The following is a 16,937-nucleotide window of genomic DNA, read 5'->3' on the forward strand; positions in this document are numbered from 1 at the left end:
AAACCCGCCCCCTCAGGAGGCTGGCACAAACCCTTCCGCCTCGGCGAGCTCCGCGTCGTCGCCGAGCGCGATCTTCCGGGCAAGCCCGAACGTCGCGTCCTCGTCCTTCACGCGGTGAAGCCGCGTCCGCAGCATGTTCGCGCCCGCGAAATCGGCGCGCGAGATGTCCGCATTCGAGAAATCCGCATACGAGAGTGTCGCCCCGCCGAAGCGCGCGCCCACGCACGAGGCGCGGACGAATACCGAGAGCTCGAGGTCGGCCTTCTCGAAATTCGCGCCCGTCGCCAGCGCCTCCACGAAGAGCGTCTCGCGCAGCACCGCGCCCGAGAGGATCGCCCCTTCGAGCTTCGCCGCGGCGAACATGGCCTTCGGCGCCCGCGCCTTTTCGAGCTTCGCGCCCCTTAGGTCCGCGCCCTTGAAATTGCATTGTTCGAGGTTCGCGCCCGAGAGATCCGCGCCCGAGAGGTCCGCGTCTACGAACTGCGAGCAGCCGAGATCCATCCCCGAGAGGTCCATGCCCGCAAGCACCGATTCGTGCAGCACCGCGATCTCGAAGCGGGTCTTCGTGAGGAGCGTCTTTCGCAGGTCGGTCTTCGCGATGACCGATTGCTTGATCAGGCTCCCCCGCAGATCGAGCCCGTCGACCTTCGCGTCGACGAGCGCGCCGCGATCGAACGTGACCTCGGCGAGCGAGGCGCCCGAGAGATCACACTCGACGAAAAAGACAGTGAGCAGGTTCGAGCCCGAGAGATCCACGCCCGCGAGGTTCGATTCGACAAACCTGGCGATCGGCGCGTAGAGCTTTTTCAAATTCGCGCCGGTGAGCTTCGATTCGAGCACGGAGGCGTGATGCAGGTTCGCCCCTTCGAGGTTCGCTTCCGAGAGATCACAGCCGCAAAACACGCTCTCCTTGAGCCGCGCGCCCGAAAGGTTCGCGCCCTTGAGCACGACCTTCTCGAAAATGCCGCCCGAGAGGTCCGCGCCCGAGAGATCGAGGCCCGAGAGGTCGAGCTCGGTGACGATCTCCCCGTCCTTGACGAGCGTGACGAGCTCTTCGCGGTTCATCGGGCCGACCTCTGGTGCACGACGCGCTTCAAGTTCGCCTGATCGAAGCGCGTCTCGTCGTCGCCGACGGCGCGGAGCAGGTCCGCCGCGAAGAGGTTCGCGCCCGTGAAATCGGCGCCCGCGAGGCGCGCCTTGTGCATGATGCCGAGCATCAGGTTCGCCGAGACGCACTGCGCATTGCGGAGGTCCGTCCCGACGAAGCGCGAATCCACCGCGATCACGCGTGCGAGGCTCGCCCCGCGCAGATCCGCCTCGGAGAGGTCGCTCTTCGAGATCGTGGCCCCCGTGAAATCGGACGATTGCAGCCTCGTACCCCGCAGATTCGAACCGGGGAGCTTGGCCCCCTTGAAGCTCGTCCGCTCCATCGTCGAGCCGTGCACGACGCGGATGTTTTCGAGGTCGGCGCCGTCGAACCGCGCGCCATCGGCCGTGACGCCGACGAACGTGCACGACTCGAGATCGGAGCCCGTGAAATCGGCGTCGGTCAAATTCGATTCGATGAAGCTCGATTTCGAGAGCTTCGCGTTCGCCCAGCGGACGCCGTGGAGGTTACACTTGACGAAAAAGAGCTTTTCGCCGCGCGCGCCCGAGAGATCCGCGCCTTCGAGCCGCAGCTCTATCAGGAGCGCACCATCGAGCAAGACACCGAGGAGCTTCGCGCCCGCCGCGTCGGTCTCGTGGAGCGTCGCGCCGGAGAGGTCCGCGCCCTCGAAATCGGCGCCTTCGAGCCGCGCGCGCCCGAGGTTCGCCTCGCGCAACGAGGCGAGTGCGAGGCGCGCATTCGTGAGATTCGCCCGCGCGAGCACCGCGCGATCGAGCTTCGCGCCCGTCAGATTCGCGCCCGTCAGGTTCGCGCCTTCGAAGTAGACCTCTTCGAGATCCGCGCCCGAGAGATCGATGCCCGACAGATCCGCGCCCGAAAAATCGCGCCGCGCGAGCTTGTCGCCCGTCGCGTACGCGCGCCGGATGTCGGCCCGCGCTCGCTCGCTCTCCTCCGGCTCCATCGGCGCCGGCGCCTCGGCCTCGTGCGCCGCGATCCGGTAGGCCGCGTGAACCTGCTCCTCGGCCTTGCGCAGTTTGTCGAGGAGATCGGGATCCGCGAGCTTGTCGTCCACGCCCTGCAGCGGCACGCCCGCGTTCTTTGAAAGCTCCGCGATGTCGCGCAGCTTCTCGATCTCCTTCTCGGCGCTGAACTTGGGCGGGCCCGTCTTCTCGCGCCGCGCCTTGCGGATGATCTCGTCGTAATCGAGACCCTGTTCCGCGCACATCGCGCGGATCTTCTGCTCGGCCTCGGCCTGCTTTTTCTCAGCCTCGGCCTTCTGCTTTTCCGCCTCGGTGTTCATCCGATCGACATACGCCGGCAGGTCGTCGAGGCTCGGCACCTCTTCTTCGGGCGGGAGGGTTTGTCGCGGCAACGTATCCGGGTCCGCGCCCATCGCGATCGCGCGCTCGCGCCCCCGATCGAGCTCGGCCTGGGCCTTGCGCCGCGCGTTCTTCAGGACGAGCATCTCCTGCTCGATGGCCTGGTCGTACTCGTCCACGAGCACCGGGGCGGCTTTCGGGGCCGTGGCGAGGCTGCGTGGCATGAGGTCGGGGTCGCGCAGGATGTGCAGGTGCGCGTTCTTGCGATCCATCCGCTGCGCGAAGACCTGCTCGTAATGGGCGCGGGGCTTCGGCTCGTCGCCGAGGTCTTCGAGCGCCGCCATCGCGACCCGCACATCGGAGGCGTCGGGCTCCTCGATCTCGTGCAGGCCCCGGAACATCACGATGCCGCGTTCGAGGTGCGGAAAGAGCTGCACCGTCTCGAGGTGCAGCGGGACCTCGACGAGATCGTCGCCCTTCTCGGGCGAGAGCTGCAAGAAGCAGCGCGCCACCACGCCGGGGAGCTGCGACTCGAGGACGTTCTTGTCCGGGTGCATGTTCTCGATCCGGAACGTCTCGTCGCCCCGGAAATACCCTTCGAGGCGCTGATCGAGCGGCGCGACGTTGAAGACCCCGAAATCGATGTCGAGCGCGAAGCCGGGGAACTGCTCCTCCAGCCATTTCTTGTCGTACGTCCCCATCTTCGCGAAATGATGGGGCCAGGTGAGATCGTAGGGCCCAAGCCCGGCCGGCTCGGGGCGATCGCCCTTCGATTTCACGACGTGCCGCGGATCCTCGACGTTCGGCAGCGGGTGGACGGTTTGTCCGGACTCGTTCTTGATCGGCAGAAGGCCCTTGCCGACCGGGTTCTGCGGGTATTTCTCGCCGCCAAACGCGTGCGCCCAGTCGATCGGCATCTGCGTGAACGGGGCCGGATCACTCGGGCCCATGAGGCCCCAGGTGCGATCCCCGATCACGTAGATCGTCTTTTCGATCGTCCCGAGCGACAATTTTACGTGCGCGTAGGGGGCTTCTTTTCTGCCAGGTGGGTAGCAATGCCCCGTGACGAGCAGCTCGCCCCGGGGCTTCCACATGCAATGGTCGAGCACGCCAAACCGGCCGAGCTCCTTGCCCGCCATCTTCCAGAGGTCGACCTCGGTCCCGATCGATTTCGGCGAATCGAACGGAAAGAGCGCCATGACCGTGGGCACGAAGAGGCACCGCCGCTTGTGCTCGAAGGTGCGGTGCACGAAGGAGAGCCGGAGAGGCTTCAGGATCTTCACGCGCGAGGATCTCGCTCTGAAAACGCGGGGCTCAGGTGTTGACGTGCAAGCCGGCGACGCCGAGGCTCAGGCCCTTGGCCTCCAGCTTGTTCCCGATCGCCTGGAGTTTGAGCCCGAGCGCGTTCAGGTTCGTCGCTTTCATGTCCATCGCGACCGGCGTGATCGTGAGCATGGGCCCGAGCGTGAGCGCGAGCGAAACGCCCCCTGTGAGGTCCACCTTGAGGCCACCGAAGAGCGAGATTTTCGCGCCCGCGAACCAATCCAGCGCGAAGCCGGCGTGACCATCGAACTTGGCTCCGGCCGTGAAGCCCTGGAACTCCGCGGCCTTGAACCACTGGACCGGACCCTGGGTCTGGATCTTCTGGTTGCCGTTGATCGAGGTCTTCATGTCCCCGACCACCGTGAGATCGTAGACGCCGCCGATCTTCTCGGTCGCGTTGCTCGTGACGTTGATGTTCTGCGTGCCGGTGACCGTGAGTTTGTCCTCTCCGGTCACGTTCTCCTCGCGCGACGCGAGGTAGGTGCCCGTCATCTTGCCCGTCACGGTCTCGTCGTACGTGGCGTCGAACTTCTCGGTGTTCGCGCCGACCACCTGGAGGTTGACGATATCCTTGTAGACCTGCGTCGTGGCGCTCGTGACCTGGAGGTCGAGGATGTTGTTGTAACGGACCGTGACCGCGCCCTCGACCGTCTCGTCGAGCGTCGCATTGTACGTCTGCGTGACGGGATTCGTGACCGTCGTCGTGAATGGACCGACGTACGTCTCGGTGATGGTCCCGTGGACGTCCTCGGTCTTGTTCGCCATCACGTCGACGTCGAAGTTCACCCCCGTGTAAATGTGGCCGCTGCCGTCCGTGCGGAGGTCGAAGTTATAGGGACCATTGCCGAGGTGGAGCGAGGAGTTGAGCTTCGGCGCGTAGATGTGCACGTGCGTCGAGCCGAGGAGATCCTCCATCTCGATGAAGTTGTTCGACCCCGAGCGGATCAGGTTCTTCGTGTAATTGCCCTGCGTCACCACGCTCGGCGTTTCGGCATTGTGCGCGGCGCCCACGATCACGGGGCGATCCGGGTCGCCGCCGAGGAAGACGAGGTGCACCTCCGTGCCCTTGCGCAGCGGGAAATGATGGCCCTCGACGGTGCCGCCGTGCGGCTGGAGCATGCGCACCCACGTCGAGCGCGAGCCGTCGATCGCGTCGCCCTCGTCGAAGAAGATGTTCACCTTGTAGCGGCCGTGCGCGTCGATCTGCGCATACGGGCTCGCCGCCACGCCGTCGACCACGCCGTCGACCACACCGTCGATGCGCGGCCAGGGCGTCTTGCGCTCGGCGCGGAACTGCGTCGTGTGCGGGATCGCGTGCACCGTGGCGAGGTACGTCTCCTTCGTGGGCGCCTCCTCGCCGAAGAGCATCTCCAGGTCCTCGCCGCTCGCCGATTGATTGCCGAGGTGCTCGATCTCGATCGTGAGGTAATCGCTGTTGAACGCGAGCCGCGGGTGCTCCTCGAGAACGAACACGTAGCCCGGCCGGAGGTAAAACTGCGGGCCGACCCCCGTGTACACCGTCTGCCGCGCGGCGATCTCCTCGGCACGGATCGAGGCGTACCGCTTGCCCTCGCCGGGCGTCTTCACGTTCTCGCCGTAAAGCACGATGTCGCCCTTGCCCGAGAGCTCGGCGCTGCCTTTGACCTCCAGGCTCGGCTTCAGGTAGTTGTAATCCGTGACCTTCACGCGGCCGGGCAGCGCGTTCGAGCGGCACCGGAACGAGCGGATCGACTCACCCGCGGAGACGTCCCCAGGCGGCGCGGGGAAATACTTCACCGGCTTCGGCGCGAGCTTCTTGTGTGCCGAACGCGTGTCCGTGAAGACCAGGATCTCGCGATCCTCGCTCTGCTCGAAGTAGAAGTACATGCCCTCACGCTCGGCGAGACGGGCAATGAAATCGTAGTTGCTCTCGCGATACTGGCAGACGTGCTCGAGCTTCGGATACTCGTTCCAGAGCGAGATCCGGTAATCGTTCGACCCGAGCCCGCCCTCTTTCAGGATGGCCTCGATGATCTCGGGGATGCTCGCGTCCGTGAAGATGCGGCTGTGGCGCGTGAGCGTGAGCTGCCAGTACGTCGGGACGAGCCGCGCGAGGTAGAGGCCGTACGCGCCGTAATCGTTCACGAGCTCGACGGACGCGAGGATTCCGTGAAAGACGAACGGCGGCGCGCCGAGGCCCCGATCGATGTTCAGGGTGCCGCGAGCTCCGACCGCGGCGGCGACGTCGACGTCGAGCCCCGTGAGCTTCAACGCAATGTCGAATTCATAGGTCCGTGAAATGGCCTCCCGCCCCTTGAAAGCCGTGACCTGCGCCGTCGGGGGGAAGGCGGTGGACAAGAAGGTGAAGATCTCGCTCATCGCTCACGCTCCGGCACGTGGTGCGAGAGTAGAGCACGGGCCCGTGCCGGTCGTAAAGAGGCACCGCCCGGAAAGAACGCTCGCAGAGGCAGCGGAAAATTCCTGACGCGCGCGGCCTTGACAGGCTCTCGTCGCGGCGTGGATGATCAAGCGCTCGCACGGAGGAAACACATGCGGATCGGTCGACACGCGAGGCTCGTCGGGTTGGGAATTGTAATCCTCGCGGCCCTCGGCTGCGCCCAGGACGACGGCAAGGACAAGCCCAGCACCACGGGGACGCCGGTCGAGCCGCCGCCCGAGCCGTCGGCCGACCTCAGCCGGAACATCCAGAAGACGCGGCTCACCGTCGACCTTTCGACGATGACCGGGACCGCGGTGATCGACCTCGCAGGCTCGCTGACCGGCACGGGCGCGTCGTTCGAGGCGACGGGGCTCGAGATAGAGGGCGTGTCGCGCGCCGAAGGTCCGCTGAAATGGGCGCTCTCGCAAGGGCAGCTCGACGTCGGCGTGCCGACGTCGCAGGGCTCCGCGCAGATCACGATCGATTACAAGTTCAAGGAGCAGGCGCAGTTCGAAGGCCTCATGGAGAAGGGCTCGACGCTCGTCTGGCCGTACTTCTGCGGCAATCTCTTCCCGTGCCATTCGGATCCCGCGGACGGGACGACGTTCGAGCTCACCGTCACGAGCACGCCCGCGGGCATGACGACGGTGTACCCGTCCACGATCGGGATCGACGCGCCGCCCTATCAGATCGCCTGGGCGACGGGGAGCTACACGAAACTCGACATCGGGACGACGTTCCAGGGGACGCACCTCGTGGCCTATTACCTGCCGGGCGGCGGGACGGACGCGCAAAAAGGGACGGAGAGGCTCGTCGACATCATGAATTTCTACGAGACGATGCTCGCCGGGTATCCGTTCGGCGGCGAGGCGGGCGCCATTGCGGTGGACTGGGGCGCCGGCGCGTACGGGGGCATGGAGCATCACCCGCTGTGGCACGTCTCGACGATCGCCATGGCGGATCCATGGATCCAGGCGCACGAGGCGGCGCACGGCTGGTTCGGCGACGGCGTGCGCCCGGCCTGCTGGGAGGATTTCGTGCTCTCCGAGGGCACCGTGAGTTACCTCGAAGCGCGGGCGATCACGGAGGTGTTCGGCGCGGACGAGGGTACGAAGCTCTGGGCCCATTACCAGACCCGCCTGAACACGGCGATGGCCGGGACGGCGCCGAAGATCGCCTGGCCCGAGGGCTGCGGCGAGGTCGACATCCTGAAGGACCAGCTCTTCGGGGACATCGCCTACATGAAAGGCGCGTTTTTCTTCCGCGCGCTCGAGGCGAAGATGGGCAAGGCGAAGCTCGATCCGTCGCTGAAGGCGTTTTTCCTAAAAAACAAGGGGAAGGCCGCGCATTTCCAGGACCTGCTCGACATCGTGAAATCGGTGGGCGGATACGACGCCTCGGCCTGCGCGGCGGCGTGGCTCCGCAGCGAGGCGGTGCCGGCGGAGCAGGTTTGTCCTTGAAGCACGCGGACGTGATGCCTTTCGCAAAAAGGGCGCTCGTGGGAGGCGTGTCCCTCGCACTCACGCTCGCGGGCGCGGGGTGCCGGCGCCCTCCGCCGAAGAAGGACAAACCGTTGCCGCAGGCGCCTCCCTCGGCGAGCGCCGAGACCCTTTCGGCGCCGAGCGCGGAGCCGGACGAGGAGGAGGCGCCCGCGGGATCGGCTGCATCCGCAGGTTCGGCCGCGCCCGCGGGTTCGGGCGCGCTCGCGGGCGCGGGCGGGGGCAACACGAAGAAGCGCAAGCCGAGGACCGGTGCGCGGTTTCTGATCGACGGGCCGGAGCAGCCGATCGCGATCGGCGGGGCGGCGACGGTTTATTCGAAAGGCGTGATCTGGCGGCTCTCGGGCAATGCAGCGCAGGTGAGCCTGTTCGGGCCCGACGGCCCCGCGCCCGGCCCGAGCGAGCCGGAGCGCGCGCGGAAATGGCCACGCGGGCGGGTCGCGGTCGCCGAGGACGCCTCAGGCGTGATGCACACGTACTGGGTCGAAGGATCGGGGCTCGTGCGGAGCGCGCTCGACGCCGCGGGAAAACTCGGCGCGCCGGAGGTCGTGGCGAACGACGCGGTGCCGGGGACGAGCCCATCGGCCTTGCGCACGGGCGGGCGCGACGCGGTGGCGTATCTGGCGGCGCCGAATGCGCGGAACGGGGAGCGGCACGGGCGATTGTGGGTCGAAGGGGGCGGCATCTTGGAACTGTCGCCCGAGGGATCGGGGGCGACGTCGATTTCGCTCGTGTCCGTCGGCGAGGGGCAGGTGGTCGCGATGTGGCTCGACGCGCGATCCGCGATGACGCCGGTGCACGCGCGGCGCTTCGAGATCCGCGAGAAGACGACGGCGCTCGCGGCCGACGACGTGGTGTTCGTGGGCGGTCCGCCCGAGGGGTATCCGGAGCTCGTGGGGGCCCGCGCGGGCAACTCCGCGGCGGGGCTCTTGCCGCTCGCCACGGACAAGGGTTTCGCCCTCCATGACATTCTCGTCGACTGGAACGGGAAGGCGAAGATCAAGACGCTCGATTACCCGAACGGGATGGATACGGCGCCCGTGGCGGCGGCGCCCGCGTGCGGGGAGACGATCGTGGTGTACGCGCGGCCGGAGGCGAAGGAGCCGGGCTCGCCGCAGGTGCTGGAGATCGCGACGCTCGGCGGGAGCGGGGCGATCGAGGCGCAAGAGGTGGCGGCGTATCCGGGGCAGGTGCTGGAGCTGCACGCGGCGGCGGCAGACGCGAATACGATCTGGGTGGTGTACACGGCGGGGACGAAATCGTTCGCCATGCGGCTCGGGTGCGGGGCGAAGGCCGTGGCTCCGGCCACGCCGAAGGGCAAATGAGAGGTGAACCGGCGGACGTGAGCGGTTACTTGCCGGCGCCGTCGATCACGCAGCCGAACCGCTCCGAGACGAAATGCGCGCGGCGCGTGTTCCAGAGGGCCGTGACGGTGACCGCCTTGCCCTCCATGTCGAAGGAGCGGCTGTCGATCGGGACGACGCTCTGGCGAATGAAGGCCTCGCAATCCGGCTGCGGGCGTCCCTCGACGAAGAGGCAGGAGCAGAGCTCTTTGGCCTCGTAGCCCGACGGGAGCAACGGGAACGCCGAGAGGGCTTTCCAGTTCCACGCGATGAAGATCCCGACGAGGCCGAGGATCACGCCGAGGACGATGCCGATGATCTTCAGGACGCGCTTGGCCCGCTTCATCGCTTCACCAGCCCGGACAGGAGCTCCAAATAATACCCCTTCGTGAAGGCCTTTTCGCGGTCCGGCACGCAGTTCTTTTGCACGTGCGCGGAGCAGCCGTACTCGCGGTCGTCGCCCAGACGCACGGCGATGAGGTCGAGCGAGGGGATCACGAAGATCGATTTGCCCCAGTGGCCGAGGGCCGCGAAGGTGTCGGGCGGCGCGGCGGGCCAGGGGCGCGGAATGTTGCGCTTCGGGTCGCCGACGTTCAGGTAGACCTGGGCGCCGGGGTTGTCCTCCCATAACGGGGGCGGGACGTCGGTCGTATAGTAGGCCGGGGCCATCGTGAGCGTGTAGGCGACCCATCCCTCCGGCAGGAGGCGCTTGCCGTCCCAGACGCCGTCCGAGAGATAGAGCAGGCCCCATTTCGCGAGGTCGCGCGCGGTCGCGTAGAGGTACGAGGAGCCGACGAAATTGCCGGCGCCGTCACGCTCGAAGCGCGCGCTCGTCATGCCGAGCGGCTCGAAGAGCGCTTTCCAGGGGTACGAGGCGTACTCGGCGTCCGACATCGTGGCGCGCAGAGACGCGAGGAGGAGGTTCGTGTCGCCGCTCGAATAACTCCAGTGCGTGCCCGGGGCAAACGCGAGGCCGTGCCCAGCGACGAACCGAGGCATGTCGTCCGTTCCGCGCGTGTAAAGCATGGCCATGACCGAGGAGAAGACCGGCGAAGCCTCGTAGGTCTCGTTCCAGTCGATCCCGGAGCTCATGCGGAGCAGATCGGTGAGCCGGACGTTCTGTTTGTCCGGGCCGAGCGCCGCGTAATACTTGCCCGCGGGGTCGTCGACCTTGAAACGCCCCTCCCCGACCGCGATGCCGATCAGGGTGTTCACGAAACTCTTCGACACCGACCACGTGAGCAGCGAGGTCTCGGCCGTGGTGCCGCGGGCGTAATGCTCGAAGACGAGCTTGCCGTCTTTCACCAGCACGAACGCATTCGTGCGTTGTCCCTTGCGATCGACGTCGTCGCCGTTGCGCGCGAAGAGGTAATCGTCGAGCTTCTTCAGCGCGGCCGGATCGATGCCCACGGACGCGGGTTCGGCCGTGGGCCAGGCGCGCGTGGGCCATTCGGTCCGGGGTGTTACGGCGAACGGGGGCGGGCCCTTCAGTTCGATGGGCGTGGAATCACCGGCGCCCGGGGACGAGCAGCCAGCGAGGGCGAAAAGCGCGGCGAAGAGCGCGGCACGGCGGGTGCGCATGAAGGTGTTCACCAGGAGACGATGGTCACGATCGGGCCGGGTTCGTCCTCGACCCACATCTCGGAGAGGCCGAGGATCGACCGGACCATCGGTCCGCTGCCCGGCACGTAATACCCTCCCCCGGTCCGCTGCGTGATCTGAAAGAAGCGCCGATCGCCGCGCCGAAGCGGAAAGACGACCTCGACGGCGTCCCAGCAAATCTGGCCCTGATCGGGATCGCTGGTGCACTCGCCGCCGCCCTGCTTCACGGAGAAAAAGGCATCGTTGGAATTGCCCGTGACGAGGTCGATGCTGTTCGAGTTCATGACCTCGCAACGGAAACGGAGCCATTCCCGCACCCGGCGGACGCCGCAAAACGTGGAGCTCACCGGCGCGTCGAGGTCCTTCGCAGCCGTCCACTCGGCGAACGTGGGCGGCTTCGATTTCTCGGCGGGGACGGGGCCGAGGAACGGGAGCGATTCCGTGGGCGCTGCGGCCGCCGCGTCCGCGCCCGCGTCGCCGGGGGAGGCGTCGGGCGCGTCCTCGGGCGAGGCGACGCTCGAGAGGAGCGAGAGCGCGGCGATGGCAGGGAGGAGCGAGCGGAGCTTCATAACGTCCTCAAGTAGGCGACGAGCGCGGCCTTGTCGTCGGCGGAGAGCTGGTTCGTCTTGCCCATGCGGTCGTCGTTCTTGTCGATGAGCTCTTCGAGCGTGGCGTAACTGCCGTCGTGGAAATACGGGGGCGTGCCGCCGACGAAGAGGAGCGACGGGGTCTTGTATTTGTTGTTTTCCTTCTCGTCGACGTAGCCCACGCGGATCGTCATCCGGGGCAGCGGCATCGGGACCCGATCGGTGAATTCGGCGCCGGCATGGCACGTTTTGCAGGCGGTCTCGGCGCTCTCGAAGACGGCCTTGCCACGCTTTTCGACGTCGGAGAGCTCGGCCTTTTCGCGCGGCGGAGGGACGAGGCCGCTGCGAAGGAAGGCGGCGATCGCGAGCGCCCGCGGGCGGGCCGTTTGCTTGTCCACGACGTGCCGCTCGTCCCAGCGGTGAAGGGCGAAGCCCGCGAGGATCCGATCGACAAGGGTCTCGCTCTCGCCATGCCAGCCATACGGGCCTTGCGCGGCGACGCGGCCGGCGAGCATGGGCGTTTGGCGGGCCGCACCGGGGACGATGGTGCTGACATGCGAGCTGAACGTGGTATTCCCGCCGTCTTCCACGGGGGCGAACTCGGTCCAGGTAAAACCGTCGTCGCGGCCCTCGGGATGGCAAGCCGCGCAACCGAGGCCGCCGCTCACGAGGGTATCCTGGGCGTCGTAGAAGAGGCGGCGTCCCTCGGCGGCGAGGGCGTCGTCGGGGCCCTTGCCGAGCGGAATGCGGACGACGCTGGATTTCGCGCCGCTCTTGGGGTCGGGGAACGTGAGGACGGCGAGCGCATTCGTGGCGCGGCAAAAGACGTAGGCCTTGCCTTCGTCGGAGGAGAGCGCGAAGCCACTCGGCGCGGCGCACGCGGGGCCGCCGCCGGTCGCACCCTCGTCTTGCAGGGGGTGGTTTTTCCGGACCATCGCCGCGGGGTCGATCGAGCTCGCGTCGAGCTCGGTCAAGGAGAGGCTGCCCTCGCCGAGGACGAGCAGGGTGCGCGTGGCCCCGCGATAGACCATGGCGCGCGGCTGGACCATGTCGCCGGGGTGAAGGTCGAGGGTCGGGTCCTCGGGCGGGATTGCGTTGATATGCGCCCCGAAGACCGCGGGCTGCTTGCGCCGGGGCGCGAGCGGAGAATCGTCGCGCGGGAGCAAAACGTCGACGATGGGCAACCCATACCAGGCCTCGGGGCCCACGGCACCGAAGGCGTGGCGCGCGACGAAAAGCCTGCGTTCGTCGGGCGAGAACGTGAGGGCATAACCGAGGGAGGCGTCGTCGGCACGCGTGGTCTCGTACGGCAGCCGGAGCGGCGCGGCCGGGAGGCTGACGCGCTTGACCGTGGGATTGCTCGTGCCGATTCCGTCGATACGCGTGAGGGAAGCGCCGATGAGGTGACTCACGTACGCGCGCGAGCCATCGCCGAGAATGGCGATGCCGCGTGGTTCGCGGACGACGTCGACGGTGAAGCGGACCTTTTTCGTTTCGAGATCGACGGCGGAGACCTTGTGCGTCCACGCGGACGAGACGAGCGCGGTCTTTTCGTCCTTCGTGATCGCGAGGCCCCAGGCGTCGGCGGGCAAGGCGATCCGCGCGGATTCGACGAAGCCCTTCGCGCCGTCGGGCCGCATCACGAGGAGCAGGCCGGGATCACGGATCGTGACGAGGACCTCGCCGTCGAGCGGCAGGACCTGCGCGGGCCGGCCTGGGAGCGCGACGGTGAGCGCGGGTTTTTCCTTGTCGAACGGGAGCTGCACGAGGTGGAGGGCGCTTCCATCCTCGTCCGCGACGTAGAGCAGGTCCTCGGCGGGGCTTCGCGCGACGACGTTGCCCTGGCGGCTCGGCGCGGGCGTCTTCGCCTTCGGGGGCGGCGCGGCGGCGGATTCGCTCGCGCCGGGCGCCGCGGAGGACGTGGCCTCGGGCGCGGGGCCGGAGGAGCTTTTCCCGCAGGAAGAGCACCCGGCGGCGGCGAGGGGCGCGGCGAAGAGGGCAAGGGCGAGGAGGGGCGAGGTCCGCATGTCCCTGATTGGAGAGCGAATATCATGGAGGTCCGCGGGACGGAACCCGGAAAGGGAGCCATTCCAAGCGTTGTCCTCGCCCGCCCGGAGGTGCTAGGGTGGCGCGGATCGCGATGGAAAGCGCTGAACGACGAGCCTCGTTTCCCCATGGATTCGCGGTGGTGGATGTCGAGACGACCGGGCTGCGATGGAAGACGGATCGGATCGTCGAGCTCGCCGTCGTGCGCACGGACGCGGAAGGTCGCGTGCTCGCGGAGCTCTCGACCCTGGTGAACCCCGAGAGGAATCCAGGCGCGACGCACATCCACGGGCTCGGCGCGGAGGATCTCGCGGGCGCGCCGCGGTTCCCGGAGGTGCTCTCCGAGCTCGTGCGGTACCTCGAAGGCGCGGTGCTCGTGGGGCACAACGTGAAATTCGATCTCGCGTTCCTCGCCGAGGAGCTCGGGCGGCTCGGGTACGTGCTGCCGGACGCGCCGCGGGTGTGCACGCGCGAGCTCGCGATGCGGGTCTTGCCAGCGCTCGGGGATTATCGGCTCGCGTCGTGCTGCAAGGCGCTCGGCGTCGAGAGCGGGCACGAGCACCGGGCGCTCGACGATGCACGCGCGGCCGCAGGGGTTTTTGCGCGGCTCTGCAAGACGGGTTTTTGGCGCACGTCGTACGAGAGGGAGCTCGCGGAGGCGACGAGCGTCGCGTGGCCGGTGATCGAAGGTCCGTCGCGGATCGCTGCGCGGGGCGAGGCGCAGGCCGCGGCGGAGCCGTCGCCGCTCGGCGTGATGGTGGAGGGTTTGCCCGAGGGGACGTCGAACGGGAGCGTGGAGGGGTATTTTACGGTGCTCGACGAGATCCTCGAAGATCGGCGCGTCACGGAGGAAAAGGCGGAGGCCGCGCGAAAGCACGTGGAGGACGCGGGGCTTTTGCGCGGGGATGTCGTCGCGGCGCATCGATCGTATTTGACGGGCGTCGCGCGGGCGGCGCTCGCGGGGGATCTCGGCGGGGGGCTCGGCGCGTCGGATCTCGCGCGGGTCGCGCGGCTCCTCGGTTTGCCCGCGGATTCCGCGGAGCAGGCGCTCGCGGCGGCGCGGTCCGGGGCGGCGGCGCCTTGGCCCGGGTCGACGCGGCCGCTGCGGCCGGGGACGTCGATATGTTTTTCCGGGGATGGCGAGCCCTCGAAGGCCGCGCTCGAAGCGCGCGCCGTGGTGGCGGGGCTCAAGGTCCAGGGCTCCGTGACGAAGAAGCTCGACGTGCTGGTGATCGACGATCCGCATTCGCTGACGGCGAAGAGCCAGAAAGCGCGGGCCTACGGGATCCGCGTGCTCACGGTGCCGGTGTTCCTTTCGCTCGCGCGATCGCCTGACAAACAATGACCGAGCGGTGAGATTCGGGTCTCGCCAGCGTTCCTCGATTGGGGTAGGCTCGGGTTCGTCCTGACGGAGGACGGAGGAGGTCATTCGCATGGCAAGGTCTGGCGAAGTCTCGATGTCGACGGTGCTCGAGCGGCTCCAGAAGAAGTTCCCGGACGCCCGGTACGAGCTCGACTGGACGACGCCGCTCGAGCTTTTGATCGCCACCATCCTCGCCGCGCAATGCACCGACGTGCGGGTCAACAAGGTGACGAAGACGCTCTTTCCGAAGTACCGCACGGCCAAGGAGTATGCCGAGGCGAATACCGAGGAGCTCGAGCAGATCCTGCAGCCAACGGGCGCTTATCGGCAGAAGGCGAAGGCCGTTCAGGAGACGTGCCGCGCGCTCTGCGAGCGGCACGGGGGCGAGGTGCCGCGGACGATGCAAGAGCTCACGGCGCTGCGCGGGGTCGCGCGGAAGACGGCGAACGTGGTGCTGAACAATGCATGGGACATCCCCTCGGGCATCATCGTGGATACACACGTGGCGCGCGTGAGCCAGCGGATGGGCCTTTCGAGCCAGGAAAAGCCCGAGGCCATCGAGCGGGATCTGATGAACATGGTGCCCGAGGAGCGCTGGACGAAGTTCGGCCCGGCGATGGTGCTGCACGGGAGGTACACGTGCACGGCGAAGGCACCCCAATGCGGCGATTGCATGTTCTCCGACGTGTGCCCGAAGAGAAACGTCTGATCCCCCGGCCCCGCATGCAGGCCCCCCGGCTCCGGAGGACGATCCCCCGCGGGGGGTGACGCGTCGGAGCAGGGGAACGTACGATAGGACACGGGGGATCACTTGCCGGAGGCGGGGGATCAGCTCCGGGAGCTGGGGGATCAGCTCCGGGAGCGGGGGAATGTGAAGTCGGACACGGGGATCCGCGTTTCGGAGGCGGGGGATCAGCTCCGGGAGCTGGGGGGTGAGGCCGGGGGCCATTTCCGTCGTCACCGTAGCGCACGGGAGGCACGCGGAACCTTTGCCAGGGCCGAGCGAGGGGGTACCTTCCGCCGCGTGAATCGCTCTCGCGAGCTCCTTTGGCTCTCCGTCCTCGCCGCCCTCGCCGGTTGCGCCGAGCAACCGAGCAGCGCAAGCGGTACGGAGGACGCAGGCACGAAGACCCCGACCCTCGACGGCGGCGACGTGCCGGACGCAGCCACGACAGCGGCAGCCGCGGCGGAAGAGAAGGGGCCTTGCGCGGGGAAAACGGAGGGCGCGCTCGCCTGTGACGGAGAGAGCGTGGTGCGTTGCGTCGGGGCAGGGCGCGAGCCGGAGGCGGTGAAGACGTGCCTCGACATCGAGCGTTGCGAGGCAGGCGCGTGCGCGCCGGCGTGTCCCGAGGGCGAGGTGTACGTGCCGGCGACGGGGCCCGCGGGGTTCAAGATGGGCAAGAACCTGTCGGCATTCGGATTCGGCAACCGCAAATCGGGGTATCACGGCAAGGGACGCGCGGACCTGCCGCACAAGGTGGTGCTGACGAAGCCGTTCTGCATGGACCAGACCGAGGTGACGGCCGGCGCGATGAAGAAATGCGTGCAGGAGAAAGGCTGCAAGGCGCCGCAGCGGACGGATCGGTGGGTGACATACCCCGACAAACCGGATTACCCGGTGAACCTCGTCGACTATCCGATGTCGAAGTACTACTGCGAGCAGTACGAGAAGAGCCTGCCGACCGAGGCGCAATGGGAGTGGGCGGCGACGGGCGGCGACGGGCGCTCGTGGCCCTGGGGCGAGGAGGAGCCGACATGCGAGCACACCGATTTCACGCAAGCGATCCTGATCTCGCCGGGCGGCGACAGCGGTTGCCACGGAGGCGGGCCCTCAAAGGTGGGGACGCACCGCAAAGGGGATAAAATCTGGCCCGATGGGCCAATCCACGATCTGGCCGGGAACGTATGGGAATGGGTGCTCGATAGTTACGTGCCGTATTCAGGCAAGGACGAGGTCGATCCGGTACACGTGCGGTCGAACATCGGGAACTACGTGGTGCGCGGCGGCGGCTGGAACCGAAGCGGCCGCGGAATCCTCGCAGCCTTCCGCGGCGGGGCCATCGTGTCGTACAAGGTGCCAGGCCTGGGCTTCCGGTGCGTGCGGAACGCGAAGGAGCGGGCGGCGACGACGGCGTCGGCGCCGCATTGAAGGCGCTGCGCTGGGGCGTTGCCCCAGGCCCCACCAGGGGCTATCCGCCCCTGGACCCGGACCAGCGCAAGCGCTGGACCCGGGGTCGATGAACTGCGCTCCGCGCAGTTCATCGAACAGGCCGAGGCAAGACCGGCGAAGGCCCCGCCGACCAAGACAGCGGCGCTGCCATTTCGACT

Annotated in this window: 12 protein-coding genes; 5 read left to right on the forward strand and 7 right to left on the reverse strand. The window is 67.6% G+C overall.

The annotated features are described in order from the left end of the window. Nucleotides 1-12: 12 nt before the first annotated feature. The 3 genes from KEG57_RS50905 to KEG57_RS50915 are packed head-to-tail and all read right to left on the reverse strand — an operon-like array spanning nucleotide 13 to nucleotide 6,108. Complete coding sequence (locus KEG57_RS50905; RefSeq protein WP_272428128.1) at nucleotides 13-1,065, reverse strand: pentapeptide repeat-containing protein; 1,053 nt, start codon at nucleotides 1,063-1,065, stop codon at nucleotides 13-15. Continuing rightward, a complete protein-coding gene (locus KEG57_RS50910) occupies nucleotides 1,062-3,710 on the reverse strand; it encodes a DUF2169 domain-containing protein (protein ID WP_272428127.1) in 2,649 nt (882 codons plus the stop codon). Before KEG57_RS50910 ends, KEG57_RS50905 begins: the two co-directional genes overlap by 4 nt. Before the next feature lie 31 nt (nucleotides 3,711-3,741). Next, nucleotides 3,742-6,108 carry a type VI secretion system Vgr family protein gene (locus tag KEG57_RS50915; protein ID WP_272428126.1) on the reverse strand — a complete coding sequence of 789 codons (2,367 nt, stop codon included), beginning with the start codon at nucleotides 6,106-6,108 and terminating at the stop codon, nucleotides 3,742-3,744. A 171-nt stretch (nucleotides 6,109-6,279) separates the two neighbouring features. Between KEG57_RS50915 and KEG57_RS50920 the strand changes: the two genes are divergently transcribed. Together KEG57_RS50920 and KEG57_RS50925 are read left to right on the forward strand one after the other, a co-directional pair. Then, on the forward strand, nucleotides 6,280-7,629 hold the full coding sequence (locus KEG57_RS50920) for a M1 family metallopeptidase (protein ID WP_272428125.1): 1,350 nt from the start codon (nucleotides 6,280-6,282) through the stop codon (nucleotides 7,627-7,629). A 14-nt stretch (nucleotides 7,630-7,643) separates the two neighbouring features. Next, nucleotides 7,644-8,993, forward strand: a complete 1,350-nt coding sequence (locus KEG57_RS50925) for a hypothetical protein (RefSeq protein WP_272428124.1) — start codon at nucleotides 7,644-7,646, stop codon at nucleotides 8,991-8,993. Between the two features lie 25 nt (nucleotides 8,994-9,018). On the opposite strand, the gene KEG57_RS50930 is transcribed toward KEG57_RS50925, so the two are convergent. Genes KEG57_RS50930 through KEG57_RS50945 form a run of 4 tightly spaced genes read right to left on the reverse strand, consistent with a single transcriptional unit; the run spans nucleotide 9,019 to nucleotide 13,227 of the window. Continuing rightward, complete coding sequence (locus KEG57_RS50930) at nucleotides 9,019-9,357, reverse strand: hypothetical protein (protein WP_272428123.1); 339 nt, start codon at nucleotides 9,355-9,357, stop codon at nucleotides 9,019-9,021. Next, nucleotides 9,354-10,604, reverse strand: coding sequence for a serine hydrolase domain-containing protein (locus KEG57_RS50935; RefSeq protein WP_272459943.1), 1,251 nt, complete (start codon nucleotides 10,602-10,604; stop codon nucleotides 9,354-9,356). Before KEG57_RS50935 ends, KEG57_RS50930 begins: the two co-directional genes overlap by 4 nt. Beyond that, a complete protein-coding gene (locus KEG57_RS50940) occupies nucleotides 10,601-11,182 on the reverse strand; it encodes a hypothetical protein (RefSeq protein ID WP_272428121.1) in 582 nt (193 codons plus the stop codon). Before KEG57_RS50940 ends, KEG57_RS50935 begins: the two co-directional genes overlap by 4 nt. Beyond that, entirely contained in the window at nucleotides 11,179-13,227 is a 2,049-nt protein-coding gene (locus tag KEG57_RS50945) for a hypothetical protein (protein WP_272428120.1), read from the reverse strand. Before KEG57_RS50945 ends, KEG57_RS50940 begins: the two co-directional genes overlap by 4 nt. A gap of 161 nt (nucleotides 13,228-13,388) precedes the next feature. Between KEG57_RS50945 and KEG57_RS50950 the strand changes: the two genes are divergently transcribed. From KEG57_RS50950 to KEG57_RS50960, 3 genes are all read left to right on the forward strand, one after another. Then, a complete protein-coding gene (locus tag KEG57_RS50950; RefSeq protein ID WP_272428119.1) occupies nucleotides 13,389-14,591 on the forward strand; it encodes a 3'-5' exonuclease in 1,203 nt (400 codons plus the stop codon). 88 nt (nucleotides 14,592-14,679) lie between these two features. Beyond that, complete coding sequence (gene nth / locus KEG57_RS50955) at nucleotides 14,680-15,318, forward strand: endonuclease III (RefSeq protein WP_272428118.1); 639 nt, start codon at nucleotides 14,680-14,682, stop codon at nucleotides 15,316-15,318. A 315-nt stretch (nucleotides 15,319-15,633) separates the two neighbouring features. After that, nucleotides 15,634-16,758: a formylglycine-generating enzyme family protein gene (locus KEG57_RS50960; RefSeq protein ID WP_272428117.1), complete on the forward strand. Its 1,125-nt coding sequence runs from the start codon at nucleotides 15,634-15,636 to the stop codon at nucleotides 16,756-16,758. Nucleotides 16,759-16,937 lie beyond the last annotated feature (179 nt).

The sequence above is a fragment of the Polyangium jinanense genome, from assembly GCF_028435365.1.